This is a genomic window from Bacillus sp. ISL-39 (assembly GCF_018613295.1).
In the GTDB taxonomy this organism is placed as follows: domain Bacteria; phylum Bacillota; class Bacilli; order Bacillales; family Cytobacillaceae; genus Mesobacillus.
Map to the genome: position 1 here is coordinate 1 of NZ_JAGGQM010000009.1, position 24,171 is coordinate 24,171.

Sequence of the window (24,171 nt, forward strand, 5' to 3'; positions counted from 1 at the left end):
TGTCTAGCTCCAGCGCCTAGCCCCTCGAGTCGCTTCGGTCCGCCCAATGAAGTCAAAGAACGACTTCACCGGTCGGCCCTCCAGCGCTTGTCGGGGCTGACCAAGGCGCTTGCGCTTTTCATTTAATCCTCTACATTCGCCGCTCGGTGCGCCAGTCGGCTTGATGCTGCTGCCGCAACAGCCCCCACGATATCATCGAGGAAAGTATGGCATTTTCCGGATGCTTCCTTGTCATTAAGCTTTTCCAGAATGCCTGGTTTCGCTTTATCAATGAATCCATAATTCGTGAAACCGATCGATCCATATATATTTACGATTGAAAATGCGAGGATTTCATCGACGCCGTACAAACTTTCGTCTGTTTCAATAATTGATTGCAGCGGTTCGCCAAGCTTCTTTTGCTCTGCGAGGATATCCAGCTGGATTCCTGTCAAAATCGCATTCTGAACCTCACGTTTGGAGAGGACTCGTTCTACGTTTTCGATACAGTCCTCCATTTGCAGGTTCGGGTGGTACTTTTCCTGCAGGAAATAGACGAGATTGGCGATATCTTCTATTTCAACCCCACGTTCATGGAGCCACTTTCGGGCAGTTTCCTCTGTCATATGGATGGCGCGTTTCTTTTCTAACATCTGCATCACCTTTCTATTTTTGATTGCAGCATACTCATACTCAATACTCATTATCCTATTTAACCTAAAATATTCCGCTTAATCCGTTTTAGTGAAAGAATTCATTCCTTTAAATCATTTCCTTAATGGAGCCGCTTATTCATTATAAAGTTCAATCAAGTTTTACAATCCAATACATATATTTGTAAAAGAGTGGCTTGGAAATGAGGTGCTAATATGTTTCAAAAGATGTTAAAAGAAGTATATGGGATTTCGGCAGATTCAGAAGTATCTCTTGGAAGATATCATGGATATAAGCATAATGAAGGGCTTTATCTGATTATGGACGCTAATGGGGCGAAAGAGCAAGAGATAAGCGAGCTGGCGAGGATTGCTGAGCATATGCAGAAGTCTGGGGACCGTAATGTGTCGATGCTTCTTGCAGATAAGGAAGGAAAGCAAATTTGTGACTGGGAGGGCCGGAAATACTGCGTGTTATTGAACAGGGCCATCCCGATGCCAGGGAAAATGAAAACAGGCAGGAAATTGGCTAAATTTCATGCAAGAGGCCGGCAAATCCCCTTCAAGGTGGAAAGCATGAGCCGGGTGGGACAATGGAAACAGCTGTGGGAAAAGCGGCTCGACCAAATGGAGAAGGTTTGGAGCGGAAAGCTTTACACTGAACCGGAGAACGACTTTGAAAAAATGTTTATGGAATCTTTTCCATATTACATGGGGCTGTCTGAAAATGCCATTCAATATCTCGCTGATACAGAGATTGATGATAAGCCGACAAGGACTGACCATGGCACTGTCTGCCATGAGCGCTTTACTAACACGGTCTGGAGAGGAGACTATTTTGTCAAAAATCCTTTTGAATGGGTATTTGACCATGCAAGCCGGGACCTCGCTGAATGGGTCAGGGACCGTTATTTTGCCAATATCCAGACGAGTCAGCCGGAGATCAAGAACTTCCTGGCTGAGTACCAATCCCTGACGATGCTGTCGCCTTTTTCGTGGCGGCTGCTTTACGCCAGATTGCTATTCCCTCTCCATTATTATGAGACAGTTGAAAATTATTATATTACCCAATCGGAACAGACGAAACGCCAGCTCGAAGACCGGTTGCGGAAGTATTTGAATCAAAGCAGTGATCATGAGCGATTTTTGAGCCATTTTTATCAGCTTAGTGACGCACCTGTAAAAGCGGCAAAACTTCCGGGAGTCGATTGGCTATTAAGGTAACCGAGCTTTCCTCCTTAAGAAAGTGTGATTTTATGGTAGAATGAAGTTATTCTACAATATTAAACGCTTTCAAAAGGAGTTAGATTATGAAGCCGTATGTTTATATCACCAGGAAATTGCCTGAAGAAACGATTGCTGATCTCACTGAGCTTTTTGAGGTGAAAATGTGGGATCATGAAGATATCCCTGCCCCAAGGGAAGTAATTTTAAAAGAAGCCCAAAGAGCCAGTGCTTTAATTACAATGCTTTCTGACAAAGTCGACGTGGAAGTGTTGTCTGCAGGAAAGAGTCTAAAAGTAGTCGCCAATCTGGCAGTTGGTTTTGACAATATTGACCTTGAAGCAGCCACAAAGCGCGGAATCATCGTGACGAACACGCCGGATGTGCTGACTGAGACAACAGCAGACCTTACTTTTGCTTTGTTGATGGCTTCAGCCAGGCGGATTGTTGAAGCAGCGGAATATATAAAGGATGGCAAGTGGGGTGGCTGGAGCCCGTACCTGCTTGCCGGGCATGATGTGTTTGGAAAGACTATCGGGATTGTCGGCATGGGTAAAATTGGTGAAGCAGTCGCACGCAGGGCTAAAGGCTTTGGCATGGAAATCCTTTACCACAACCGCTCCCGCAAACACGAAGCTGAAAAAGAATTGGGCGCTGTCTACAGTTCTCTCGAAGATCTTACAGCAAAATCTGATTTTGTTGTGTCTCTCGCTCCATTGACGCCGGAAACGAGAAATCTTTTTACAGCCGATGTCTTCGCAAAAATGAAACAAAACGCGATTTTCATTAATGCAGGCCGCGGGCCGGTTGTAGACGAGCAGGCATTATATGATGCACTTAAGAATGGTGAGATTGCAGGTGCAGGTCTCGATGTCTTTGAAAAAGAACCTATTTCCTCCGAGCATCCTTTACTCGAACTGCCAAACGTGACTGCGATCCCGCACATTGGCAGCGCAAGCACCGAAACGAGGACAACCATGATCAAGCTGTGCTGCACAAATGTGAAAGCGGTACTGACAGGAGACAGTCCGAAGACAATCGTCAATAAAGAAGTTCTCTAATACCTTCAAATCCTTCCCTTATAAACGGGAAGGATTTTTTTATCACAATCTTTAGAATTTTTTATTCTTACAGCACCATAGGGTTAAGCGTTTACACAGGAAAAGCATCCTAAATATTCCTTGTAAAAGCTGTTTTTGGTCTTTATAATGTCTACTATACAAATACAAGTGTACATTCAGTGTAGACATAAGAGAGGGGAAGAGAAAATGCAGGCAATCTCGGTTGGACTTCTAGGTTTAGGAACAGTAGGTTCAGGTGTGGTCAGGATTATTGAAAACCACCAGGATAAATTAATGCACCAGGTTGGGTGTCCCATTAAAGTCAAGAAAATCCTTGTTCAGGATGTTGAAAAAGAAAGATCGGTTAAAGTGGATCCTTCTCTCCTGACGGTGAATCCAGCAGATATTATGGAAGACCCGGAGATTGAGGTAGTCATCGAGGTGATGGGAGGCATTGAGGATACTCGGGAACATTTGCTACAGGCATTAAGGAGCAAAAAGAATATTGTGACGGCAAACAAGGATTTGATGGCTGTCCATGGTTCCGAGCTTTTAACAGTTGCCAATGAAAATGGCTGCGATCTCTTTTTTGAAGCGAGCGTCGCCGGAGGAATCCCGATTTTGCGAAGTCTGGTAGATGGTCTTGCATCTGACAGAATCACAAAGATGATGGGAATTGTGAATGGCACAACAAACTACATTTTAACGAAGATGAGCCAGGAGGGACTGGCATATGATAGCGTGTTAAAAGAAGCACAGCAGCTTGGGTACGCGGAGTCAAACCCTGCATCTGACGTAGAAGGACTGGATGCGGCGCGGAAAATGGCGATCATGGCCACATTAGGGTTTTCGATGAAGATTGATCTGGATGATGTCAAATTCAAAGGAATAACTTCTGTAACCGAGGAAGACCTGCAATATGCGAAACAGCTGGGCTATACGATGAAACTGCTCGGCATCGCGGTTCGTGAAGGTGATAAAGTAGAGGTTTGTGTAGAGCCGGCACTTCTGCCTTCATCGCACCCGCTTGCATCTGTCAATAATGAATACAATGCGGTATATGTCTATGGAGAAGCAGTTGGGGAGACCATGTTTTACGGTCCTGGAGCTGGAAGCTTGCCAACCGCCACTGCAGTGGTCTCGGACCTTGTTGGCGTCGTCAAAAATATGCGCCTTGGAGTAAATGGCAATTCTTTTGTCACTCCGCAGTATGAGAAGCAGCTGAAGGATGATGGAGAAGTGAATTCAAAGTACTTCCTGCGTCTCCATGTTCATGACGAAGTGGGTGTATTCTCGGAAATCACCTCTCTATTCGCGAGCCATGGCGTCAGCTTTGAAAAAATCCTCCAGATGCCTTTGAAGGAAAAGGAACTTGCGGAAATTGTGGTCGTTACACATCAGGCTTCTTTGAGGGATTACCAGAATATTTTAATGGAACTGCGTGACCTGAGGGTTGTGAAGGACGTCAAAAGTTCATACAGGGTCGAAGGAAGTGTCAGCTAATGAGATGGCGAGGTCTTTTGAGTGAATATCGTGAATACTTGCCGGTCAATGATGAAACACCATTGCTCACTCTCCATGAAGGCAATACCCCGCTGATCAGGCTCGACCAGGTGTCAGAGGAGTGGGGTATCGAACTATATGTAAAGGTAGAAGGAGTAAATCCTACCGGCTCATTCAAAGATAGAGGGATGGTCATGGCAGTCGCCAAGGCCAAGGAGGCAGGCAGTGACACTGTCATCTGCGCCTCCACAGGCAATACTTCCGCCTCCGCGGCAGCTTATGCGGCAAGGGCCGGGTTAAGGGCCATCATCGTTATCCCTGATGGAAAAATCGCAATGGGTAAACTCGCCCAGGCGGTGATGTATGGCGCAAGCATCGTTTCGATTGAAGGAAACTTTGATGAAGCATTGAAAATGGTCAGGGCGATCAGTGAAACAGAACCTGTGACCCTCGTAAATTCAGTCAACCCTTACCGACTTGAGGGGCAAAAAACAGCTGCCTTTGAAATTTGTGACCAGCTAGGCGGCGCACCTGATATCCTCGCGATTCCAGTAGGAAATGCCGGGAATATCAGTGCCTATTGGAAAGGCTTCAAAGAATACGATGCCAGTAAGCGCACTGGTTTGCCGCGGATGTTCGGTTTTGAGGCGGAAGGGGCAGCCGCAATTGTCAAGGGGCAGCCGATTGAACAGCCGGAGACGATTGCGACGGCAATCCGCATTGGCAACCCGGCAAGCTGGGATCTCGCCGTTTCAGCCCGTGATGAATCTGAAGGAAAAATCGATTTCGTCTCAGATGACGAAATACTACAAGCATACAGCAAACTGGCGAGCACTGAAGGGATTTTCGCTGAGCCAGGATCCTGCGCATCGCTTGCCGGTATCCATAAGCTTTTACAACGGGGCGAAATACCGCAAGGCTCCCGAATCGTTGCTGTGCTTACCGGAAATGGTTTGAAGGACCCTTCAACAGCGATTGACATCAGCTCGATTTCGCCGGTGCTGCTTCCAAATGACGAGAGCATCGTCAGTGACTATATCAGAGGAGTGGTCCGGCAATGAAGGGAGTCGAGGAGCCATTAGCTGCCGGGGTAGGCAGAGGAAGAGCTTTATGTGTAAAAGTTCCGGCCAGCTCAGCGAACCTGGGCCCTGGTTTTGACTCCCTCGGCGTCGCTTTGAATCTCTATATGGAAGTTCAAGCTGAAATAAGCGGAAAATGGGCGGTTGTTCCCTTATCCGATTCCTTAACAGGTTTTCCTGGTGATGAACAAAATTTTATTTGCCAGATTGCGATCAAAACGGCTGAGATGTACAAGCAAGAAATGCCTTCGCTCCATATCTCAGTGAAAAGCGAGATTCCGCTTGCGAGGGGACTTGGTTCCAGCGCAGCAGCCATCGTCGCTGGAGTCGAACTGGCCAATGAATTTTGCGGTTTGCAATTGACACGTTATGAAAAATTGGCGGTCGCTTCCGGGTTTGAAGGCCACCCTGACAATGCAGGAGCGAGTCTGTTCGGAGGCGTCGTAGTAGGCAGTCAAATTGGAGATGAGGTTGATTTAACCGTTCTCGACCAGATACAGTTTGACCCAGTGCTGGTCGTCCCTAAACAGGAGCTGCTGACAGAAGCTTCACGTGATGTCCTCCCGGCTGTGATGGAATTTCAGCGAAGTGTCCAGGCAAGTGCTGTTGCTAACCAGCTGCTTGCTGCACTGATGACTCAAAATTGGGCTCTCGCAGGCAGGATGATGGGAGCTGATTTATTCCATCAGCCGTATAGGAAAGCACTTGTGCCATTTTATGAAGAAGTTTATGTAAAAGCAATTCAATCAGGAGCATTCGGCGCAGCACTGAGCGGGGCGGGGCCATCACTACTCTGCCTGGCACAGCCCGGAAAAGGGGAAGAAGTTGCAGACAAACTGAGGCATCATCTAACGGGGATGGAAATTTTCAGCCTGCAGATTGATCAAGAAGGCTGCAGGTCATCATTTAGGTGATGATTATTTGAATCTGTTTTTAAAAAAGAGCCTTAAAAAAAAGCGGTTTTGCCATCCACAGGCAAAACCGCTTTATTATTGGTTAATTAGAATACCTGTTCAACCTCAACAACACCAGGTACTTCTTCTAAAAGTGCGCGTTCAATTCCAGCCTTAAGCGTGATTGTGGAGCTCGGGCAGCTTCCGCATGCACCAAGCAGGCGAAGTTTAACAATGCCATCCTCAATATCAACTAGTTCACAGTCTCCGCCATCGCGAAGAAGGAATGGGCGCAATTTATCTAATACTTCCTGTACTTGCTCAAACATTTGCTGTTCAGTCATGCAAATCGACTCCTTTCATAATACTTATTATAATCTTATCGGCCGGAAAAATCTATCCAATAAACTGAAAAACCAGTGAACACAGTTTTTTCCTTATGCATCTATTTCATCGTATAGTAAAATAAAAGAAAATAACAGGGGGTAATTGATAATGGAACGTAAAGAGGTAGAAATCGTCGTTTACGGTGCAGAAGTGTTATGCCCAAGCTGTGTGAACCTGCCATCCTCAAAAGAAACATATGAATGGCTTGAAGCCGCGATCGGCCGCAAATACGCAGACCAGCCATTTAAAATTGTTTATGTTGATATCCACAACCCTCCAGCAGAGGAAGATAAAAAGGAATTTGCCGAAAAAGTAATCGAAGAAGACATGTTTTACCCTGTCGTCCTGCTCGAAGGCAAGATTGTGGGCGAAGGGAACCCGAAATTGAAAACAATTTACGCAGAATTAGAGAAATATGGGTACGTTCCGGCTTAATCTGTTAAAAGCATTCCGAAATGGGGTGTGCTTTTCTCTCTTTTTGAGAAGATTTATGATGAAAATCACGACTTCTTTAAGTAGCGAAAATCTTCTTTTTATAGCGACTTTTAAGATTATATAGCGGAAAAATGATTTTTATAGCGACTTTTAAGATTATATAGCGGAAATTTGATTTTTATAGCGAATTGGAAATTTTACTCGATTTTTACCAATTTTAAGTTTTCGTTTGAATTAAAAAACCGGGCACTTCGCCCGGTTCAAAAATGATCAACCATTATGATATTTATACATCCATAAAATACCTGACTTCAGCAAGCGTGCGACGCGGCCTGTTATCGGGCGTTCGGCGACAAGGCCGAAGCCGTGCTTTTTGCCGAGTGAACCGATGACGCCTTTCAGCTTGATCGGCGGGAATGATTCAGGCGGCTCTTCACCCTTCCAGCGTTTTTGCAGTACCTGGACGATTTGTTCTGCCTGGCCTTCAGCAAGCTGGGCGCTTGGTGCGTGTGGAAGGCTCGCGCAGTCTCCGACGATATATACATTTTCATAGCCTGGCAGATTATGTTGCGGTGTTACCATTGCCCGGCCCATGCTATCTTTCTCGACGTCCATCTCACGTACAAGTCGATTCGCCTGAATTCCGGCCGTCCATACGATCGCGTCGCAAACAATCGGTTCATCGTGGTTATAGAGTACATTTTTCTGTACTTCCGTGATATTCGCGTTGTTGATGATCTCAACATTATGATTATCGAACCAATTTTCGACATACGTGCTCAGGCGTTCAGAAAAAGCAGACAAGATATGGTTGCCGCGGTCAAAAAGTTTAATTTTCAGGTCTTTGCGGCTTTCAGCCAATTCACTTGCAAGCTCAACCCCGCTTAATCCAGCGCCGACGATTGAAACGGTGGAACCTGCTGGCAAATTGTTCAGTGCCTGATAGGTTGCGCGGGATTTTTCGATTGATTGGATACTGTATGTGAACTGGTCAGCTCCTGGAACATTATGATATTTATCTTCACAGCCAAGTCCGATAATAAGGTCATCAAATTGAACGGACTCATCTCCTTGCAGCTCAACCTTTTGATCCTCGAGATTGACGGCAGTGACTTCGGCAAATTTTAATTGAAGGCGGGGGTGCTCAGGAAAGGCTACCCGGATGTGCTGGTCTGAAATCGTACCTGCGGCCAGGGCATAGTATTCTGTTTTTAAACAGTGGTAAGGAACACGGTCAATCAGAGTGATCGATACATCTTCCGGCAGATCATTCGGCAGCAATTTATTAAGGACACGCATGCCGCCATAGCCGCCGCCTAGAATAACGAGATTTTTCATGTGAATTTCCCCTTTTTAACTCTTCGAAAGACAGTTAATGAAGTTTCTACAACTCGTTCTACAAAATCCGTAAACGGATACATTTTTCGAAATTATTCTGCAATATTTTTATGTTCAATAAATCACCATAAAAAGTATAACGAAATTGTGACAAAATAACAACAATTTTATGGATGCCGTAAGCCGGGGAAATTGACGATTTTCCTGAAAAAGGTTACGATTAAAAATTAGTAGAGAGGTGAAACAAATGATTAAGCCAATCATTGAATTTTGTATCAGCAATCTAGCGAGCGGTTCGCAAAAAGCCAGGGCGGAGCTGGAGAAGGATTACGATCTGGATGTCATTGAATACGGCTGCCTTGGTTACTGCGGAAAATGCGCCCAGTCCATGTTCGCGCTTGTAAACGGGGATCCGGTAGTGGGAGATACTCCTGAAGAGCTGGTAGAAAATATTTATAAATATTTGGACGAGAATCCGATGTTTTAATATAGAAATAGGCTGGCATGGTTTCGGACCATCGCCAGCCTTTTTTCATGTGAGCAGGGCAGGGCCTAGCTGCCCGAAACGACTTTATCTTCACGCATCTCCTGCCAGCGATCCTTTGCCAGCTGGATGATCTGCGGTTCAACTGACTGCCTCTGCTTTTCGATTACTTTTGAGAAAAAGCGGACTGCGTCCTGAGTAAGGCCAATCCTTCTTGAGAGTTCGCCAATCAGGTACATTAGCCGCAGCTCTGAAACTTGGGTTCCTTTATAGTCTCCGGTACTGTACGAATTAGTATATTCCTTAAGTGCGAGTTTTAAAAAGCGCAATTCCTGATCGAGGTTTTCGGTTGAGCGATACAGCCAGGCAAGTCTTATATACAACCCGGCGGATACGATATGCTTCTCCTTTTTTAGCATCGAGCTGTAAGCTGCAAGTTTAAAAGTATTCAATGCATCCTGGCTTGTCCGCTCTGCACCATAGTCGTGCGGCACCCACTGATTGCAGATTTTATCCTGAATGACTTGTTTAGCGCCTGGCGGAAAATAACTGCTGAAGTCGTCGGTAAAGGAATAGCCACAGTCAGGACAGACATTGATATAGTAAAAGTTGGGGTTTTCAAAACCATCGGCATACAGAGGGGCAAAATCAGTATCAAAGCTGAGGACTTTAACAAAACGCGAGCGAACCTTCTTGGTAGTGAAGGAATTCTCGCACATTGCGCATGTGTACTTTTTATCATAGAGCGGTTCTATTTGAGTCATTTTCGTCACCTGCCCAATTCCCTATAGATTATGGGTATATTATACCAGTAAAATTGGTTTTCCGGTGGAAAAATATGAAGATCATTCTTTTTCGGCTTGATTGGTTGAGGATTGGAAAAATGCTGTATATACTATAAGAAAAGCGTAAGTGCCTTGGTCAACCCCGACAAGCGCTGGAGGTCCGACCGGTGAAGTCGTTCTTTGACTTCATTGGGCGGACCGAAATCGAAAAGTATAGCCGACTGTCCAGAAACGCAGAAACTGGAGACTCCGACAAAGAAGCGCTTTTTGCTTCTGCCGGCGGAGTTGAAGTTTCGGAGTTTCTAGGAGGTGACACTAGACAAGCGACTCGAGGGGCTAGGCGCTGAAGCTGGACAAATAGGGATCAAGGAGGTTTTATCGTGGACAATATTGTGATTCTTACTGAAGAAGCTGCATTGCAGGTTAAAGATATGATGAAACAAAACGAGACGGAAGACGCTTACCTTCGCGTTTCTGTAAAAGGCGGCGGCTGCAGCGGCCTTTCTTACGGCATGGGTTTCGCCCATGAAGTGGAAGAAGGCGACACTCAGCTGGAGCAGCATGGCATCAAAATCCTTGTTGATAAGGAAAGCGCACCAGTCCTGAACGGGACGAAGATCAGCTATAAGCAGTCTTTGATGGGCGGCGGCTTTACGATTGACAACCCGAACGCGATCGCATCATGCGGCTGTGGTTCTAGTTTCAAAACGGCAACTCGTGAAGGAACACCTGAAGAGTGTTAAACAAAAAGCAAGGTCCACATTCGGACCTTGCTTTTTTAGCACAAAGAGAAATATAAACTTTCACACTTAGATTAGTGTCTAGCTCCAGCGCCTAGCCCCTCGAGTCGCTTCGGTCCTGCCAATGAAGTCAAAGAACGACTTCACTGTCAGGGCCTCCAGCGCTTGTCGGGGCTGACCAAGGCGCTTGCGCATTTCAATTTATTTAAACATCGATGAACTGTGAAGCGGCTGTGTCTTCGCTTTTGGATCCATATAGGATTTTGCGTTGTTGACAGCTGTCGGAGCTTCACCGAATCCTGTCGCGATCAGCTTAACTTTCCCTTCGTATGTGCAGATGTCGCCTGCAGCATAAACGCCCGGGATATTCGTCTCCATTTTCGAGTTGACGACGATAGAGTTCTTTTCGATTTCAAGGCCCCATTCCTTGATTGGTCCAAGAGATGAAACGAATCCGAAGTTACAGATGACTGCGTCAACGTCAACGGCTACAGTATCATCGCTATTTGCGTCCTTAAGAACAATTTGGCTGATTGCATTGCCATCGCCAATAAGCTCTGTTGGCACATAAGGAGTCTTGATATCAACCTTTGAGTTTTGCAGGTTCTCAACACTGTGCTCATGGGCGCGGAACTTATCGCGGCGGTGGACGATGGTTACTTGTTCAGCGATTGGCTCAAGCATTAATGCCCAGTCAACGGCTGAATCCCCTCCGCCTAATACGGCAACCTTTTGGCCAGCGAATTGATTTAAGTCGTCGATAAAATAGTGCAGGTTTTTGCCTTCGTATTGGGCAGCGCTTTCAAGTTCAAGTCTGCGAGGCTGGAATGCACCGTTTCCTGCTGTAATGATGACTGTTTTTGTATAATGAACTTCTTTATCAGTAGTAAGCTTAATTGTTCCATCTTCCAGTTTTTCCAACTTTTCAACTGACTGCTCAAGAGCAGTAGCAGGCTCGAATTTCGCCATTTGCTCCTTCAGGTTGTTGATCAGCTCCTGGGCACGGACTTTTGGAAAACCGGCAACATCATATATGTACTTTTCAGGATAAAGTGCTGACAATTGCCCGCCTAATTGTGGCAAACTTTCAATAATCTTTACAGATGCTTGTCTCATTCCGCCGTAGAAAGCAGTGAACAGACCAGCAGGCCCCCCGCCGATAATCGTGATGTCATAAACTTTTTGATCTTCTTTCACTCCATATCCCCCTCACATGTAGTAAAATTGCTCCAATTTTTATAATACCATAAAACAAAAAAATAAACTCCTAATCATAATAGAAGATTCCTTGTGGAACAATATATTTCATAGAAAAATCCCTTTTCATGACTAAAAAATAGTGAAATCAAACTATTTTCTGAATATTTCCAAGTTAACTCTATCGCTTGAAAATGCGGCGCAAAAAGAATAAGATGGATGGTAGGCAATAATGTTAAGATTTTGTGACATTTTTAGGACATTTTTTTGAACACTTTAGTGAATAATATCACAAACTTATCCGGAAAAAGATGGCGGCAGATAGAGATGAGCCCATCGACAAAAATATTTTAAAAAGGTGGAAGTGATCACTTTGAGAAAGCCAAAGATCGTAATTTTAGGAGCAGGATACGGGGGATTAATGACAGCTACCCGTTTACAAAAAGCTGTAGGAGTAAACGAAGCTGACATTGTCCTTATCAACAAAAATGATTACCACTATGAAACTACATGGCTGCATGAAGCATCAGCAGGAACTTTGCACCATGACAAAGTCCGTTATGATGTACGTGATGTAATCGATCGCCATAAGGTTGAGTTCGTCCAGGGTTCTGTTGAAGAAATCAAGCTGGAGGAAAAGCGAGTAATCCTTGATAGTGGTGACGTCGTCTATGATTACCTAGTCATCGCCCTTGGTGCTGAACCTGAAACTTTTGGTATTAAAGGCTTGAAAGAGCATGCTTTCTCTATCGTCAATGTCAACTCAGCCAGACAAATCCGTGAGCATATCGAGTACCAATTCGCAACTTATAATACTGAAGCGGAAAAGAAAGATGAGCGCCTGACAATCGTCGTTGGCGGTGCAGGCTTCACAGGAATCGAGTTCCTTGGTGAACTGACAAACCGAGTTCCGGAACTTTGCCGTGAATATGATGTAGACTACCATAAGGTGAAAATCGTATGTGTCGAAGCTGCGCCAATGGTTCTTCCTGGATTCGATCCTGAGCTAGTGAACTATGCGGTTGCCCAGCTCGAGAAAAAAGGTGTGGAATTCCGCATCGGTACAGCCATCAAAGAAGCGACTCCAGAAGGCATCGTCGTTGCCAAAGGAGAAGAAGAAGTCGAAGAAATCAAAGCTGGAACAGTGGTTTGGGCTGCGGGTGTCCGTGGAAACTCTGTCATTGAAAAATCAGGAATCGAAGCAATGCGCGGCCGTGTGAAAGTCCAGCCGGACCTTCGCCTGCCAGGTTCAGAAGATGTATTTATTGTCGGTGACTGCTCATTGATCATCAATGAAGAAATCAATCGTCCATATCCACCGACGGCACAAATCGCAATGCAGCAGGGTGAAGTTTGTGCAAGGAATCTTACAGCTCTAGTCCGCGGCAAATCAGAGCTTGAAACCTTCACTCCGGATATCAAGGGAACAGTATGTTCACTTGGAGAAGATGACGCAATCGGCGTTGCATTTGGCAAAAAAATGGTCGGCACGAAAGCTTCCTTCATGAAAAAAATGATCGATAACCGAGCGCTTTACATGATCGGCGGTCCTTCAATGGTTCTTAAAAAAGGTAAATTCAACATTCTATAATAGATAATGGGAAACAGGCTCCTAAGGGGGTCTGTTTTTTTCATGTTCATGCGAGTCTTGCACACGCGGACGGATACCCTGACGAATCCCGCCTGGCAGGTTACAATAATAGTACAAACTAGCAATAGGATGGGGAATGGAATGGGGAAACGTGAAAATGTATGGCTTGGTGTGGCCGGAGTTGTGATTTCAGAGGATGGGCGCTGGCTGGTCGTCAAAAAGCGGTATGGCGGCTTAAAAGGCAGCTGGTCGCTGCCGGCAGGCTTTGTAGATGAAGGGGAAACAGCCGATCAGGCGGTACTCAGGGAAGTGTATGAAGAAACAGGTATAGAATGTACGGTTGCTGGGCTCCTAGGCCTGCGGACCGGAGTGATCCGGGAATCTATCAGCGATAATATGCTCGTTTTTCTGCTGGCACCATTGACAGATCAAAAGGTAAAAGTTGAAGAAAGTGAGCTGTATGATGCGAGATTCATACTGCCTGAACAACTGAAAGCGGACCCCGCTACATCGCTGCTCCTGCACTATCTCTTAAGCAAACCAATCAATCAAGTTGTCCCCGGACAGGTTGGATTGAATCCCGGAGAGCAATTTCATTATAGTGCATATCAATTATTTTTATAATTTTCTGAAATTTTAAGATAGTGACAGATATTTAAAGAAAATAGATGATGTATCCGTTTTCAATGTGGTTTTTTGGTCAAATTTGAACCTTTTCAAAATTAGAGAATGTCTGATATATTATCAGAAAATTCAATAATAAAAGGAGAGGTTCATAAATGAAAATGCACACACACGATTCAAAGGAATGTCCATACTGCTCAGGTAAAGGCTATTTCCAACTGTTGCTTGGCGGTTCAGAAACATGCACATGCTGCAGCGGATCCGGCAAATCAAAATAATAAGGCACTGCATCTTGGACCTTCGCAGAATGCGGGGTTTTTCTTTTTGTCCAAGGCTGTTTTCGTAAAGAGTGTTGTTAAAATCCTAAAGCCGATTTTAACGTGATGTAAAGTCATTTTGTATGTCGGTACTAAGTTTGCAAGCTCTTTTCTCATAATAAGCTTTAATTTTGTAAAGAAACTTAGGTAATACAATCCTATTTTGTAGTCAATAGCAACAAAGTTTGAGAAAAGAGCCTTGCCTAAAATCATGAGACTTACACCATTCCATTGACTCGAAAACGGACAAACAGTAAACTAGAAATGATGTTTAATGGGGGGATATAGGCATGATGACGGTTGTCACACTGATCATTTCGATGTTATTGTTTTTTGTCCTGTTCTTCGGGATTGGCTTTTTATTGAATATGCTGCTGAGGATGTCATGGATCATGGCGGTAGTTTATCCATTAATTGCGATTTTCATAATTGATAAGTATCCGTTTATCGACTATTTCAGGAATAGCGGTGAAGCATTCAGTGATCTCGGAAAGCGGCTTACACAATTGGCAATGGCCGACGTACTGATCCTAAGCAGCGGTTTGGCAGGTGCCATTTTAGCTGGTATAGTCATAAGGCTTTTGCGAAAAAAAGGATATCAAATGTTCTGATAGAAAAAACCTTCAAAAATTTGGAGGTTTTTTTATATGCATGAAATCGGTCTAGTTGTTGGATACTATAACTAAGTATCAGTAATATTTTACTTTTATTGGAAGTGTAAATAGGACTTTTGTCACTTTTTTGCTCCTTTTGGAATATTTCTTGTTTTGTTGGGAAATTAATAGTTTTGGGAGGAGTGAAAAATTTTATGAATATTTTAAAAATGTGGGCAAAACGCTCAGCAATGGTGGTATTATTTTTTGCTGCTATAACTTCTACTTTTCATTCGATATCGGGAGTGGAAGCTTCTACTGTTTCTACATACGTTTTTGATAGTGCAGGATTACCACAAGAGGAAAACTCAATTATAGATCATAAAAAGAAATCCATGGGACTCGCTTTTAAGTTTTTGAAAAAAATATCCGATTTTACAACAAAGATTTCTTCGAGTGAAAAGGTAGCTGGGACGCAGCCCACCCTTGAGGAGTCATTGAACTGGTCGCAATACCCGACCAAGAAAATCGTTGCAACAGGGTATACAGCAGGGGTTGAATCCACTGGAAAAAATCCTGGGCATCCAGGGTATGGAATTACTTATTCTGGTGTAAAAGTGAAGCGTGACTTGTATTCAACTGTCGCAGCTGATCTTAACGTATTCCCGATCGGGACAATCCTGTTCATTCCGGGATACGGATTCGGTGTGGTTGCCGATAAAGGCGGCGCAATCAAGGGGAATAAAGTTGACCTTTATTATGATACGGTAAAGGATGTATACGAGCAGTGGGGCAAGAAGACATTGGATGTATATGTCATTGAGATGGGCAACGGAAAGCTGACAGAAGCTGATTTAAAGGCCCTTAACGAGAATGAATCCATGCAGGTTTTCCGCCAGCAATATACAGGCGGCAAAAAATCATAAAAAGTTTAGGCACTTTCCTCCGTGGAAAGTGCCTTTTTATTGATTTGATGATATTACGCATGAATGAGATGATGCAGTTTTTCCAGGCCATCGAGGAGCCTTGGGGAGGGACGGCAATATAGCTCTTCTTCGAGAATCAGGATCCTGTCGTTTCTGACAGCTTCAAGTTCTTCCCATCCGGGCCTGTTGATGATCAATTCTTTCTTCACCTTTTGCTTCCTGGCGCCGACCCAGGCGACACAGATGTAATCCGGGTTTCGCGATTTCACATCATCCCAGTCCGTCTGCACGCTTGCGAGTTCAACGTCCTTGAAAATATTTTCAGCACCGGCAGCCTCGGACACTTCTGTCAGCCAGTTGATGCTTCCGGGAGTAAATACCGGCTTGGGCCACCATTCCCAGTAAAGCTTTGGTCTCTGGCGGGCACTGGCTGCTTTTTGCTTGATGTTCTCCAGTCTGCTCCTGAACTGTCCAGCGGCTTCCCGGCCGCGTTCTGGAACGTTCAGGGCATTGGCGGTTTTGATCATATCGTTTTCGATATCCGCCAGCGATTGCGGGTTCAGTATGATATGTGGAATATTGCGTGCCGCCAAACCTTCAATATTCTTTTCCATTCCAGGAACGCTTAAAGACGCAAGGACGAGGTCTGGCTTCAATTCCTCGACGAGGTCAAGATTAATCGATAGGTCTGGTCCGAGCTGAGGCAGTGATTTTACCGATTCAGGCCAGTCTGAAAAATCATCGACACCGACGAGGAGATTCGTCAGCCCAAGGAATTCCATGATTTCTGTATTGCTGGGACATAATGATATAACTCTCAATTGATTCACCTGCTTTTAATCTAATTCCATCAAGTCTTAAAGGAAATAGTGAAGAAGTAATGTCAATATTACACCTGTCAGCCCGCCGAAAAATACTTCGATTGGCTTGTGGCCGAGCAATTCTTTCAATTCTTTCTGTTTCTCTTTTTCAGGCTTATCCTGCCAGCCCTTTGCCTCCTGGGCGAACCGGCCGAAATCAGCCACGAGCTGGTTCAAGACGATGGCCTGCTCCCCCGCCTGCCTGCGGACGCCAGATGCGTCAAACATCGTGATAATCGCAAACACAGCGGCAACTGCGAAAACGGCTGATTCCAGCCCGGTTTCAAGCGCCACACCTGTCGCCAATGCTGTAACCGCAGCAGAGTGGGAACTTGGCATTCCCCCTGTACTTGTCAAAAGCGACCAGTCGATTTTCCTCGTTGCAATATATTGAATCGGGACCTTTACGAACTGGGCGAAAAAAATCGCAGCAAGTGAAGCCCATAATGGGAAATTCGAAAATAATTCCATAGCTGTTCCCCCTATATATATAAAAGTACCTTTTTAAGTAATACCCAAGTTCAATTATAACATTACAGCAAATTTTAAAGGTCTGATAAAATAGTTTTTATACTTCAGGATTGAGGTGAAGAATTTGACGGACTACCCTGTTGAGTATTACGAGTTCTTTATTAAGTTCAACGAAGGAGACTATTATACCTGCCATGACTTGCTTGAAGATATGTGGATGACGGATAAAGGCAATCTATTTTTAAAAGGCCTGCTGCAGATGAGTGTCGCCATTTACCACTACAGCTATGGAAATGTGAAGGGAGCACGGCTGATGATGCAGGCAGCCCACGACTATCTGCAAACGTACCGTCCGGTATACTGGGGACTGAATTTAGAGATGGTCTATCCCTTCATCGAAGAGTGTCTGGGTACATTCCCGGCGGATCTGGACCGGGTTGCATATGAGGAAGTTACGATGCTGCCAGTGCTTCCGGTTTTGTATTTGTATCTTGAAGATTGAAATTGTACTGCAGCATGATCATAAATTTAAGATTGTACCCAGTCAGTAAGATTAGGAAGTCGAAATATTTCAAGAGTTTCGATATAATGAACTTATCAATCTGTAGGGGTGAATTCTTTGTTTAAAGTAAATGATCAATTTAAATTTTCAAACAGCCATGATTGTCTGGTTATTGGTTTGTTCAACAAGCCGTCCGGCTTTGAAGGCACCATGGCAGAAGCCGACCAGCTTTTTGACGGACAGCTGACTGAACTTGTGAAAAGCGGGGATATTTCAACTAAGAAAAAGGCAGTTTCCAAGATACATACTTTCGGTAAAATTGGTGCGAAAAAAGTATATTTCGTCGGACTTGGACATGAAAAGGAATATAATTTCGAAACATTGAGGGACGCGTTTGGCCGTTTGTTCAAGAGTGCTAAGAAGGAAAAATGGACGGAAGCAGCCGTGCTTTTAGATACTTTTACAAGCGAGAAGGTTGAGCTTAACGACGCGGCGCATGCTTTAGGGGAAGCATTCCCGATGGCTGCATATGAATTCGCAGGCTACAAGCAAAAATCAAACGAGCCTGAAAAGCGGATCGAAAGCCTGACAATCTACAGCGCAGACGAAGAGGGCGAAGTGGAAGCAGCAGTTGAGGTTGGCTATGTTTTTGGAAAAGGAACAAATTCGGCACGAACGCTTGTAAATACGCCGGGCAACCTTTTGACTGCGACAGACATGGCTGAATATGCGCTGAAGCTGGCAGAGAAATATGAATTCGAAGCAGAAATTTTGGAAAAAGAAGAAATGGAGAAGCTGGGAATGGGCGCGCTGCTTGCCGTCAACCAGGGATCTTCACAGCCGCCGAAAATGATTGTCCTGAAGTATCAGGGAAAAGAAGAGTGGAAGGATGTAATTGGCCTTGTCGGCAAGGGTATTACGTTCGACACAGGCGGTTACTCAATCAAAACGAAGGCTGGCATCGTCGGCATGAAGTCTGATATGGGCGGTGCGGCAGCGGTGCTTGGCGCAATGGAAATTATCGGGGAACTGAAGCCGGAGCAAAACGTTGTAGCGGTGATTCCGTCTACAGACAATATGATCTCGGGTACAGCATTCAAGCCGGATGACGTGATTACGTCCATGAGCGGAAAAACAATTGAAGTATTGAACACAGATGCGGAAGGACGCCTCGTGCTAGCAGACGCAATGACATACGCGAAGCATCACGGTGCGAACTATCTGGTGGATATCGCAACTCTGACAGGCGGTGTCATTACCGCGTTAGGACTGCATACATCGGGAGCATTGACGAACAACGAAGAGTTTTTTGAACAAGTGCTGGAGGCTTCTTATGAATCAGGTGAGCCAATCTGGCGCCTGCCGTTGTTCGAGCGGGACATAGAACGTGTCCGGGGCAGCAAAATCGCTGACCTGAATAATTCCCCAGGCCCTGAAGGCCATGCCATCATGGGAGGAGCTTTTGTCGGCGAATTCGCAGAAGGCACTCCATGGGTGCACCTGGATATCGCCGGGACAGCGACAACCAGCAAAGAATATGACCTGGGACCAGCAGGCGCAACCGGCGTCATGGCCCGCACACTGGCATTGCTTGTCGAAAGATTCGAGACAGCAGCAGATAGAGAATAACCAGATTGAACACCCCCGAAGCTGATCATGCGGCTCGGGGGTTTTTTATTGCGGCCCGGAATCCCCTCATTCCTGCCCATGTTTCCAAATACTAACTTCAAACAAACCATTGACACCAAAACCAAATCTATGATAATTTAATATTTGTCATTTTAATTCTCTACCAATTTACCAAACTAAAGTAAAACACACATTATCATCGAGAGGAGAACTCCTAATGAATGCAGTTATTATTGCTGTCCTGGCGATGCTGATCCTGAGCCTGCTTCGTGTCAACGTTGTGTTGGCATTGATTGCGGGAGCGCTGATCGGCGGGCTGACAGGCGGCTTGAGTATAGAGAAAACGATTGAGGTTTTTACCGGAGGCCTTGGAGGCAGTGCAGAGGTTGCGCTTAGTTACGCGCTGCTTGGAGGATTTGCTGTCGCTATTTCCAAGACAGGCTTGCCCAATCTGATTGTTGACTGGATGGTCGGCATGATTGGCAAAAACGGAGAGTCGAAAGCCAAAACTTATTCTAAAGCGATTATTGTCATCCTGATTTTAATGATGGCGATCTTCTCACAAAACTTAATTCCGATTCACATCGCGTTTATTCCAATTTTGATTCCGCCGTTGTTGATTATCTTCAACGAACTGAAAATAGATCGCCGGTTAATTGCTTCTGTATTGACATTCGGCCTGACGGCGCCTTATATTTTGCTGCCAGTGGGATTCGGAGGTATTTTCCACGATATCCTGGCAACGAACATGGCTGAAAGTGGAATGGAAATCGATATGGGCGATATCCCGACAGCAATGATGCTGCCAGTTGCTGGTCTTGTTGTTGGATTGCTGATCGCCATTTTTGTATCTTACCGAAAGCCTAGAATCTATCAGGATTATCAAGTAGTCCAGGTAGAAAAAAGCGAGTATTCCAAAGTCGGGATTATTTTCTCCATTGTTGCGATTGTTGCTGCGCTTGCTGCCCAGCTTTACTATGGTTCGATGATTATCGGCGCGCTGGCTGGTATCCTTGTTGTATATGCGAGTGGAGCAATCAAGTGGCGTGAAGCCGACAATCTTTTAACAGAAGGCATGAAGATGATGGCATTCATCGGATTCGTCATGCTTGCTGCTTTCGGTTTCGCTGATGTCCTGAAGGAAACCGGACACGTTGAAACGCTGGTAGCGCAGGCTGCTGACGCGATTGGAAATAATAAGGCCCTTGGTGCGTTGGCGATGCTTATTGTCGGACTGCTGGTTACAATGGGGATCGGTTCTTCTTTCTCTACGATTCCAATTATCGCTACGATATTTGTACCGCTAAGCCTTCAACTCGGTTTCAGCCCGATGGCAACGATTGCGATTGTTGGAACAGCTGCTGCACTTGGTGACGCAGGTTCACCTGCATCTGACAGTACACTTGGTCCGACAGCCGGTTTGAATGCTGATACTCAGCACAACCACATCTGGGACACGGTTGTCCCAACATTCGTTCACTATAATATTCCGTTGATCATTTTCGGCTGGATTGCTGCAATGGTTTTATAGTTCGGAAAAATATAGCCGTCTTGCTCTTTGGGCAGGGCGGCTTTGTTTATTTTAAAAAGGAAATTCGGTAGGATAATAAGAAAAGCGCATCTAAGAGATTTATACAAGTTAAAATCTGCTTTAGGATTTTAACAATAATCGTTACGAAAACAGCCTTCTTATCTGATAAAAAGGGGTGATCAAACATGTATTTCGGAAAAACGCGTAAAAAGGGCCCATCGGACAGAGTCCCGCCGAACCAAAATGTCACAACCTCTTTTCCTGTCCTGCATTATGGCAATGTGCCGTATTATAAGAACCTGGAAGAGTGGAGCTTGAAGATTTTTGGTCTTGTAGAAAAAGAAGTAATTTTACGATATAAGGATATAATGGCGTTGCCGCAAATGACATCCGGCAACGACATTCATTGTGTGACTGGCTGGTCGAAGCTGGATAATGTGTGGGAAGGGATTGCCGCCAAGGAGTTAGCCAGGCTGGCCGGGCCGGTCGAAAGTGCTAAATATGTCATTCTCCATGCTGAGGAAAATTGGACGACGAATCTTCCGATTGGGGATTTTCTTAAGGAAACGAGCCTGCTTGCCCATTCCCATAACGGGGAGGAGCTAACCCCGGAACATGGCTATCCATTGAGAGCCGTGATTCCCCATCTGTACTTTTGGAAGAGCGCGAAATGGATCAGAGGCATTGAGTTCGTCTCTGAAAACAGGCCCGGTTTCTGGGAAGAAAATGGTTACCATATGTATGGAGATCCATGGAAGGAACAGCGGATGACCTGGGATTAGGCTTTTTTTCTAATCTAATGGACAAACGCCCATTCAATAGCCTCTATGTTTGCATATGAAGTAATGTAGGCAAATATATGAGGGAGGTAGCTTGATGTATAGAAGACCATTCTATGGTGGAAGACGCCCATTTGGCTTTGGTTATGGCTTTGGAGGTCCGTTTATTGGAGGAGTACTCGGAGGACTGTTAGGCAGCGCCCTATTATATCCGCGTCCATATGGCTATGGATACGGCGGATTCCCGCCATACGGCTATGGATACGGCTATGGATATCCGTTTTATTATTAAATGCAGAAACCAATTAACATCGCCGCTGTTTAGAAACAGCGGCATTTTTTAAGATTCCTCATTCCCATCTCAGCTGCGTGATGATATGGCAGCATTCTTTGTCTCCTGCATAATCCACGAAATTCATCGTGAGACCATCCGGGTTAAACTTGATTTTTGGTTTCTTCTTAATCCCGGTTGAGTGGATCAATCTTTCTACTTCATTTTGCTGAGATTGCTGTGCGGCAGCCATTAAATCACTGGAAAAAGAAGTGGATGAAGTTATTTTAGTCATCACGAGATTGGCGTCTTCCATCAAAGAAATGGCTTTTTTTGCTGAAGTTTTGAACAGTGTTGCATTCACTTCCGGATATGGACGTGCTTTAACATTCCTGGCATGCTTTTTATGAAAAAATAAACAATGCATTAGCAGCTTCCCCTTCCTAACGGGTAAGTTTTCGACCTTTTTCAATGTATGAACATAAGTCCTCAAGTATGAAGAAGAGAAAAGCTAAAGCACTGCAAAATAGGAAAAAAAGAGGTGAAATAAGGACGAAAGGAGAATTGTTATACATATTAACTTCTATTGTGAAATAGAATCGGACCAAGGTGGGATGGAGGGGTGACCCATGGATCTGGAGCTGGTTATCAATATAATTGAAGATAATGGCTATTTGGGCTTGTTTTTGTGGCTATGGTTCGGAGTATTCGTCATTCCAGTTCCCAATGAGGTTATTCTGATGACTGTAGGACTCGCTTCGGCTAAAGGGGCATTGAATCCAGTCCTTGCATTTTTGGTTACATACATGGGGATTTCTGCAGCCTTTACCTCCAGCTATTCACTGGGAAGAATCATAGGGAGAAGAGTGCTGCGGTTATTGGAAAAAAAGAAACGGTTCGCGAATTCGATTGAGTCTGCGATAAAGCTAATGGAGAAGTACCATGCTTTTTCATTGTCGTTGAGCTGTTTTGCCCCGGGAGTCCGATATTTGGTGCCTTTGCTCTATGGCTTCAGCAGGCTTCCGTTTAAAACCTTTGCCATTTTTGCCTATAGTGGCGCCTTCGTGTGGGTCTCCATCATTTTTGTCCTAGGCTATCTATTTGGAGATAAAATGGACATTGTCATGAAGTACAACAAAGAAGTCTGGTTGGTGATCCTTGCTCTCGCCATTATAACTTTCATTTTCGTCCTGCGCCGGAGAAAAATAAAGGCCGCGATTGGAACTGAAGAAGTTATCCTTCAGGAAAGGCAGTCAAAATAGCTGATTGCTGATGAGGGGATTCTTCAGGAGAGACAGCCAAAATAGCTGCTGCTGATGAGGGGGATTCATCAGGAGAGGCAGCCAAAATAGCTGCTGCTGATGAGGGGGATTCATCAGGAGAGGCAGCCAAAATAGCCGTCTTCCTGAAGAGGGTATTCATCAGGAGAGGCAGCCAAAAATAGCCGCCTCCTGAAGAGTGTATTCATTTGGAAAGGTGGCTCAAAAGCCGCATTCCAACAAAGCAGTCATTGCAATGATATGCCGGGTATCCTAATTGGCAGGCTAAAACTCATTCCGGTGTTCGACCAGGTCAATGGCTCCCAGAACAATATGGGCTAACCCGAAACCAAATATGGTGTTGGAAACCATCTTATCGATTTTGCGATTTTGTTTCATAGCGTAACCCGCTGCTGTTACAGCCGTTCCTAGCACCGCAGGAATCATGCCTTCACGAACTCGGTTCATATGGATCACCTCATTTTTATGATGCGTCCTTTTGTGAAGGACAATAATAGTTTTTCCTGTTCTTGATAGTAAATTGTTTGCCAAATATAAGGAGGTAATAAGATTGGAACTTAACAACACACTTCTTGGATCACTGGGAATAGAAATAACCGAGCTGCAGAAAGGGAAAGTAGTCGCTACAATGCCTGTCGATGAACGAACGAGGCAGCCATTCGGTTTGCTGCACGGAGGAGCCTCTGTCGCACTTGCAGAGACGGTCGCCAGCGTTGGAGCATTCGAACTAGTCGACAAGGAAAACGAAGTAGTGGTCGGCCTTGAAATCAACGCAAACCATATCAAGGCAAAAAAGGACGGCCTGGTAACAGCTGTCGGTACTGTCCTCCACCAAGGAAAAACAACAATGGTTTGGGATATAAAAATCACCGATGAAGAAGAAAACCTTGTTTGCATTTCAAGATGTACAATCGCCGTGATAAAACGAAGGAAATGAACCAGCCAAATTGGCTGGTTTTTGCATTTGGTCAGGTTTGGAAAGGAAGAGTGCAGAAAGTAAATGATTATCGCTTGGTGATTGTGACAGGTTTGACTCGTA

31 protein-coding genes are annotated in these 24,171 nt (G+C 44.9%); 20 read left to right on the forward strand and 11 right to left on the reverse strand.

The annotated features are described in order from the left end of the window. Positions 1 to 122 precede the first annotated feature (122 nt). A complete protein-coding gene (locus tag J7E37_RS09030) occupies positions 123 to 605 on the reverse strand; it encodes a phosphatidylglycerophosphatase A family protein (protein ID WP_483297205.1) in 483 nt (160 codons plus the stop codon). Between the two features lie 243 nt (positions 606 to 848). On the opposite strand from J7E37_RS09030, the gene yutH reads away from it, so the two are divergent. The 5 genes from yutH to thrB all read left to right on the forward strand — a co-directional run bounded on the left by yutH (position 849) and on the right by thrB (position 6,413). Further along, positions 849 to 1,856: a spore coat putative kinase YutH gene (gene yutH, locus J7E37_RS09035; RefSeq protein WP_214776212.1), complete on the forward strand. Its 1,008-nt coding sequence runs from the start codon at positions 849 to 851 to the stop codon at positions 1,854 to 1,856. An 83-nt stretch (positions 1,857 to 1,939) separates the two neighbouring features. Next, entirely contained in the window at positions 1,940 to 2,917 is a 978-nt protein-coding gene (locus J7E37_RS09040; protein ID WP_214776380.1) for a 2-hydroxyacid dehydrogenase, read from the forward strand. Between the two features lie 207 nt (positions 2,918 to 3,124). Beyond that, positions 3,125 to 4,420 carry a homoserine dehydrogenase gene (locus J7E37_RS09045; protein ID WP_214776211.1) on the forward strand — a complete coding sequence of 432 codons (1,296 nt, stop codon included), beginning with the start codon at positions 3,125 to 3,127 and terminating at the stop codon, positions 4,418 to 4,420. Continuing rightward, positions 4,420 to 5,481, forward strand: a complete 1,062-nt coding sequence (gene thrC / locus J7E37_RS09050; RefSeq protein WP_215023630.1) for a threonine synthase — start codon at positions 4,420 to 4,422, stop codon at positions 5,479 to 5,481. Before J7E37_RS09045 ends, thrC begins: the two co-directional genes overlap by 1 nt. Further along, on the forward strand, positions 5,478 to 6,413 hold the full coding sequence (gene thrB, locus J7E37_RS09055; protein ID WP_215023632.1) for a homoserine kinase: 936 nt from the start codon (positions 5,478 to 5,480) through the stop codon (positions 6,411 to 6,413). Before thrC ends, thrB begins: the two co-directional genes overlap by 4 nt. Before the next feature lie 86 nt (positions 6,414 to 6,499). Here thrB and J7E37_RS09060 read toward each other — a convergent pair whose 3' ends face one another. After that, positions 6,500 to 6,736 (reverse strand): NifU family protein, encoded by a 237-nt coding sequence (locus J7E37_RS09060; protein ID WP_041966137.1) that lies wholly within the window; start codon positions 6,734 to 6,736, stop codon positions 6,500 to 6,502. A gap of 151 nt (positions 6,737 to 6,887) precedes the next feature. Between J7E37_RS09060 and J7E37_RS09065 the strand changes: the two genes are divergently transcribed. Next, complete coding sequence (locus J7E37_RS09065; RefSeq protein WP_214738960.1) at positions 6,888 to 7,214, forward strand: YuzD family protein; 327 nt, start codon at positions 6,888 to 6,890, stop codon at positions 7,212 to 7,214. A gap of 270 nt (positions 7,215 to 7,484) precedes the next feature. On the opposite strand, the gene J7E37_RS09070 is transcribed toward J7E37_RS09065, so the two are convergent. Then, entirely contained in the window at positions 7,485 to 8,552 is a 1,068-nt protein-coding gene (locus tag J7E37_RS09070; RefSeq protein ID WP_215023634.1) for an NAD(P)/FAD-dependent oxidoreductase, read from the reverse strand. A 247-nt stretch (positions 8,553 to 8,799) separates the two neighbouring features. Between J7E37_RS09070 and J7E37_RS09075 the strand changes: the two genes are divergently transcribed. After that, on the forward strand, positions 8,800 to 9,039 hold the full coding sequence (locus J7E37_RS09075) for a YuzB family protein (RefSeq protein ID WP_192470158.1): 240 nt from the start codon (positions 8,800 to 8,802) through the stop codon (positions 9,037 to 9,039). A 65-nt stretch (positions 9,040 to 9,104) separates the two neighbouring features. On the opposite strand, the gene J7E37_RS09080 is transcribed toward J7E37_RS09075, so the two are convergent. Further along, complete coding sequence (locus J7E37_RS09080; RefSeq protein WP_214776207.1) at positions 9,105 to 9,800, reverse strand: DUF2225 domain-containing protein; 696 nt, start codon at positions 9,798 to 9,800, stop codon at positions 9,105 to 9,107. 401 nt (positions 9,801 to 10,201) lie between these two features. On the opposite strand from J7E37_RS09080, the gene J7E37_RS09085 reads away from it, so the two are divergent. Then, a complete protein-coding gene (locus J7E37_RS09085) occupies positions 10,202 to 10,564 on the forward strand; it encodes a HesB/IscA family protein (RefSeq protein ID WP_192470160.1) in 363 nt (120 codons plus the stop codon). A 198-nt stretch (positions 10,565 to 10,762) separates the two neighbouring features. On the opposite strand, the gene J7E37_RS09090 is transcribed toward J7E37_RS09085, so the two are convergent. Beyond that, on the reverse strand, positions 10,763 to 11,758 hold the full coding sequence (locus J7E37_RS09090; protein WP_214776205.1) for an NAD(P)/FAD-dependent oxidoreductase: 996 nt from the start codon (positions 11,756 to 11,758) through the stop codon (positions 10,763 to 10,765). A gap of 373 nt (positions 11,759 to 12,131) precedes the next feature. Between J7E37_RS09090 and J7E37_RS09095 the strand changes: the two genes are divergently transcribed. The 3 genes from J7E37_RS09095 (at position 12,132) to J7E37_RS09105 (ending at position 14,251) form a co-directional block, all read left to right on the forward strand. Further along, positions 12,132 to 13,349: an NAD(P)/FAD-dependent oxidoreductase gene (locus tag J7E37_RS09095; RefSeq protein ID WP_214776204.1), complete on the forward strand. Its 1,218-nt coding sequence runs from the start codon at positions 12,132 to 12,134 to the stop codon at positions 13,347 to 13,349. 141 nt (positions 13,350 to 13,490) lie between these two features. After that, entirely contained in the window at positions 13,491 to 13,973 is a 483-nt protein-coding gene (locus tag J7E37_RS09100) for an NUDIX domain-containing protein (protein WP_214776203.1), read from the forward strand. Positions 13,974 to 14,128: 155 nt separating this feature from the next. Further along, positions 14,129 to 14,251: a YuiA family protein gene (locus J7E37_RS09105; protein WP_214776202.1), complete on the forward strand. Its 123-nt coding sequence runs from the start codon at positions 14,129 to 14,131 to the stop codon at positions 14,249 to 14,251. Here the strand turns inward: J7E37_RS09105 and J7E37_RS09110 are convergent. Continuing rightward, positions 14,243 to 14,503 carry a hypothetical protein gene (locus tag J7E37_RS09110; protein ID WP_214776201.1) on the reverse strand — a complete coding sequence of 87 codons (261 nt, stop codon included), beginning with the start codon at positions 14,501 to 14,503 and terminating at the stop codon, positions 14,243 to 14,245. The genes J7E37_RS09105 and J7E37_RS09110 overlap by 9 nt on opposite strands. Positions 14,504 to 14,580: 77 nt before the next feature. Here J7E37_RS09110 and J7E37_RS09115 point away from each other — a divergent pair, with 77 nt between their 5' ends. Together J7E37_RS09115 and J7E37_RS09120 are read left to right on the forward strand one after the other, a co-directional pair. Continuing rightward, complete coding sequence (locus J7E37_RS09115; RefSeq protein WP_214776200.1) at positions 14,581 to 14,901, forward strand: YuiB family protein; 321 nt, start codon at positions 14,581 to 14,583, stop codon at positions 14,899 to 14,901. A 197-nt stretch (positions 14,902 to 15,098) separates the two neighbouring features. After that, a complete protein-coding gene (locus tag J7E37_RS09120) occupies positions 15,099 to 15,809 on the forward strand; it encodes a 3D domain-containing protein (RefSeq protein ID WP_214776199.1) in 711 nt (236 codons plus the stop codon). Positions 15,810 to 15,862: 53 nt separating this feature from the next. On the opposite strand, the gene J7E37_RS09125 is transcribed toward J7E37_RS09120, so the two are convergent. Then, a complete protein-coding gene (locus tag J7E37_RS09125) occupies positions 15,863 to 16,630 on the reverse strand; it encodes a cobalamin-binding protein (protein ID WP_215023636.1) in 768 nt (255 codons plus the stop codon). Positions 16,631 to 16,666: 36 nt separating this feature from the next. After that, a complete protein-coding gene (locus J7E37_RS09130) occupies positions 16,667 to 17,140 on the reverse strand; it encodes a divergent PAP2 family protein (RefSeq protein ID WP_214776197.1) in 474 nt (157 codons plus the stop codon). Between the two features lie 124 nt (positions 17,141 to 17,264). On the opposite strand from J7E37_RS09130, the gene J7E37_RS09135 reads away from it, so the two are divergent. The 5 genes from J7E37_RS09135 to J7E37_RS09155 all read left to right on the forward strand — a co-directional run bounded on the left by J7E37_RS09135 (position 17,265) and on the right by J7E37_RS09155 (position 21,873). Then, positions 17,265 to 17,642 carry a DUF309 domain-containing protein gene (locus J7E37_RS09135; protein WP_214776379.1) on the forward strand — a complete coding sequence of 126 codons (378 nt, stop codon included), beginning with the start codon at positions 17,265 to 17,267 and terminating at the stop codon, positions 17,640 to 17,642. Between the two features lie 117 nt (positions 17,643 to 17,759). Then, positions 17,760 to 19,271, forward strand: a complete 1,512-nt coding sequence (locus J7E37_RS09140; protein WP_215023638.1) for a leucyl aminopeptidase — start codon at positions 17,760 to 17,762, stop codon at positions 19,269 to 19,271. 217 nt (positions 19,272 to 19,488) lie between these two features. Next, positions 19,489 to 20,802, forward strand: coding sequence for a Na+/H+ antiporter family protein (locus J7E37_RS09145; RefSeq protein ID WP_214776195.1), 1,314 nt, complete (start codon positions 19,489 to 19,491; stop codon positions 20,800 to 20,802). A 185-nt stretch (positions 20,803 to 20,987) separates the two neighbouring features. After that, positions 20,988 to 21,584 carry a sulfite oxidase-like oxidoreductase gene (locus J7E37_RS09150; RefSeq protein ID WP_214776194.1) on the forward strand — a complete coding sequence of 199 codons (597 nt, stop codon included), beginning with the start codon at positions 20,988 to 20,990 and terminating at the stop codon, positions 21,582 to 21,584. 94 nt (positions 21,585 to 21,678) lie between these two features. After that, positions 21,679 to 21,873, forward strand: coding sequence for a hypothetical protein (locus J7E37_RS09155; RefSeq protein WP_214776193.1), 195 nt, complete (start codon positions 21,679 to 21,681; stop codon positions 21,871 to 21,873). Between the two features lie 58 nt (positions 21,874 to 21,931). Here the strand turns inward: J7E37_RS09155 and J7E37_RS09160 are convergent, their stop codons facing one another. Continuing rightward, positions 21,932 to 22,279 carry a YuzC family spore coat inner layer protein gene (locus J7E37_RS09160; protein WP_214776192.1) on the reverse strand — a complete coding sequence of 116 codons (348 nt, stop codon included), beginning with the start codon at positions 22,277 to 22,279 and terminating at the stop codon, positions 21,932 to 21,934. Between the two features lie 202 nt (positions 22,280 to 22,481). Between J7E37_RS09160 and J7E37_RS09165 the strand changes: the two genes are divergently transcribed. Next, positions 22,482 to 23,114, forward strand: coding sequence for a DedA family protein (locus J7E37_RS09165; RefSeq protein WP_214776191.1), 633 nt, complete (start codon positions 22,482 to 22,484; stop codon positions 23,112 to 23,114). Here the strand turns inward: J7E37_RS09165 and J7E37_RS09170 are convergent. Beyond that, on the reverse strand, positions 23,086 to 23,274 hold the full coding sequence (locus tag J7E37_RS09170) for a hypothetical protein (RefSeq protein WP_214776190.1): 189 nt from the start codon (positions 23,272 to 23,274) through the stop codon (positions 23,086 to 23,088). The genes J7E37_RS09165 and J7E37_RS09170 overlap by 29 nt on opposite strands. Positions 23,275 to 23,396: 122 nt before the next feature. Then, entirely contained in the window at positions 23,397 to 23,579 is a 183-nt protein-coding gene (locus J7E37_RS09175) for an asparagine synthase (RefSeq protein ID WP_167833633.1), read from the reverse strand. Between the two features lie 103 nt (positions 23,580 to 23,682). On the opposite strand from J7E37_RS09175, the gene J7E37_RS09180 reads away from it, so the two are divergent. After that, the gene (locus J7E37_RS09180; RefSeq protein WP_214776189.1) at positions 23,683 to 24,069 is read left to right on the forward strand and encodes a PaaI family thioesterase; all 387 of its coding nucleotides are present in this window, start codon (positions 23,683 to 23,685) and stop codon (positions 24,067 to 24,069) included. The last annotated feature ends 102 nt before the right edge of the window (positions 24,070 to 24,171 follow it).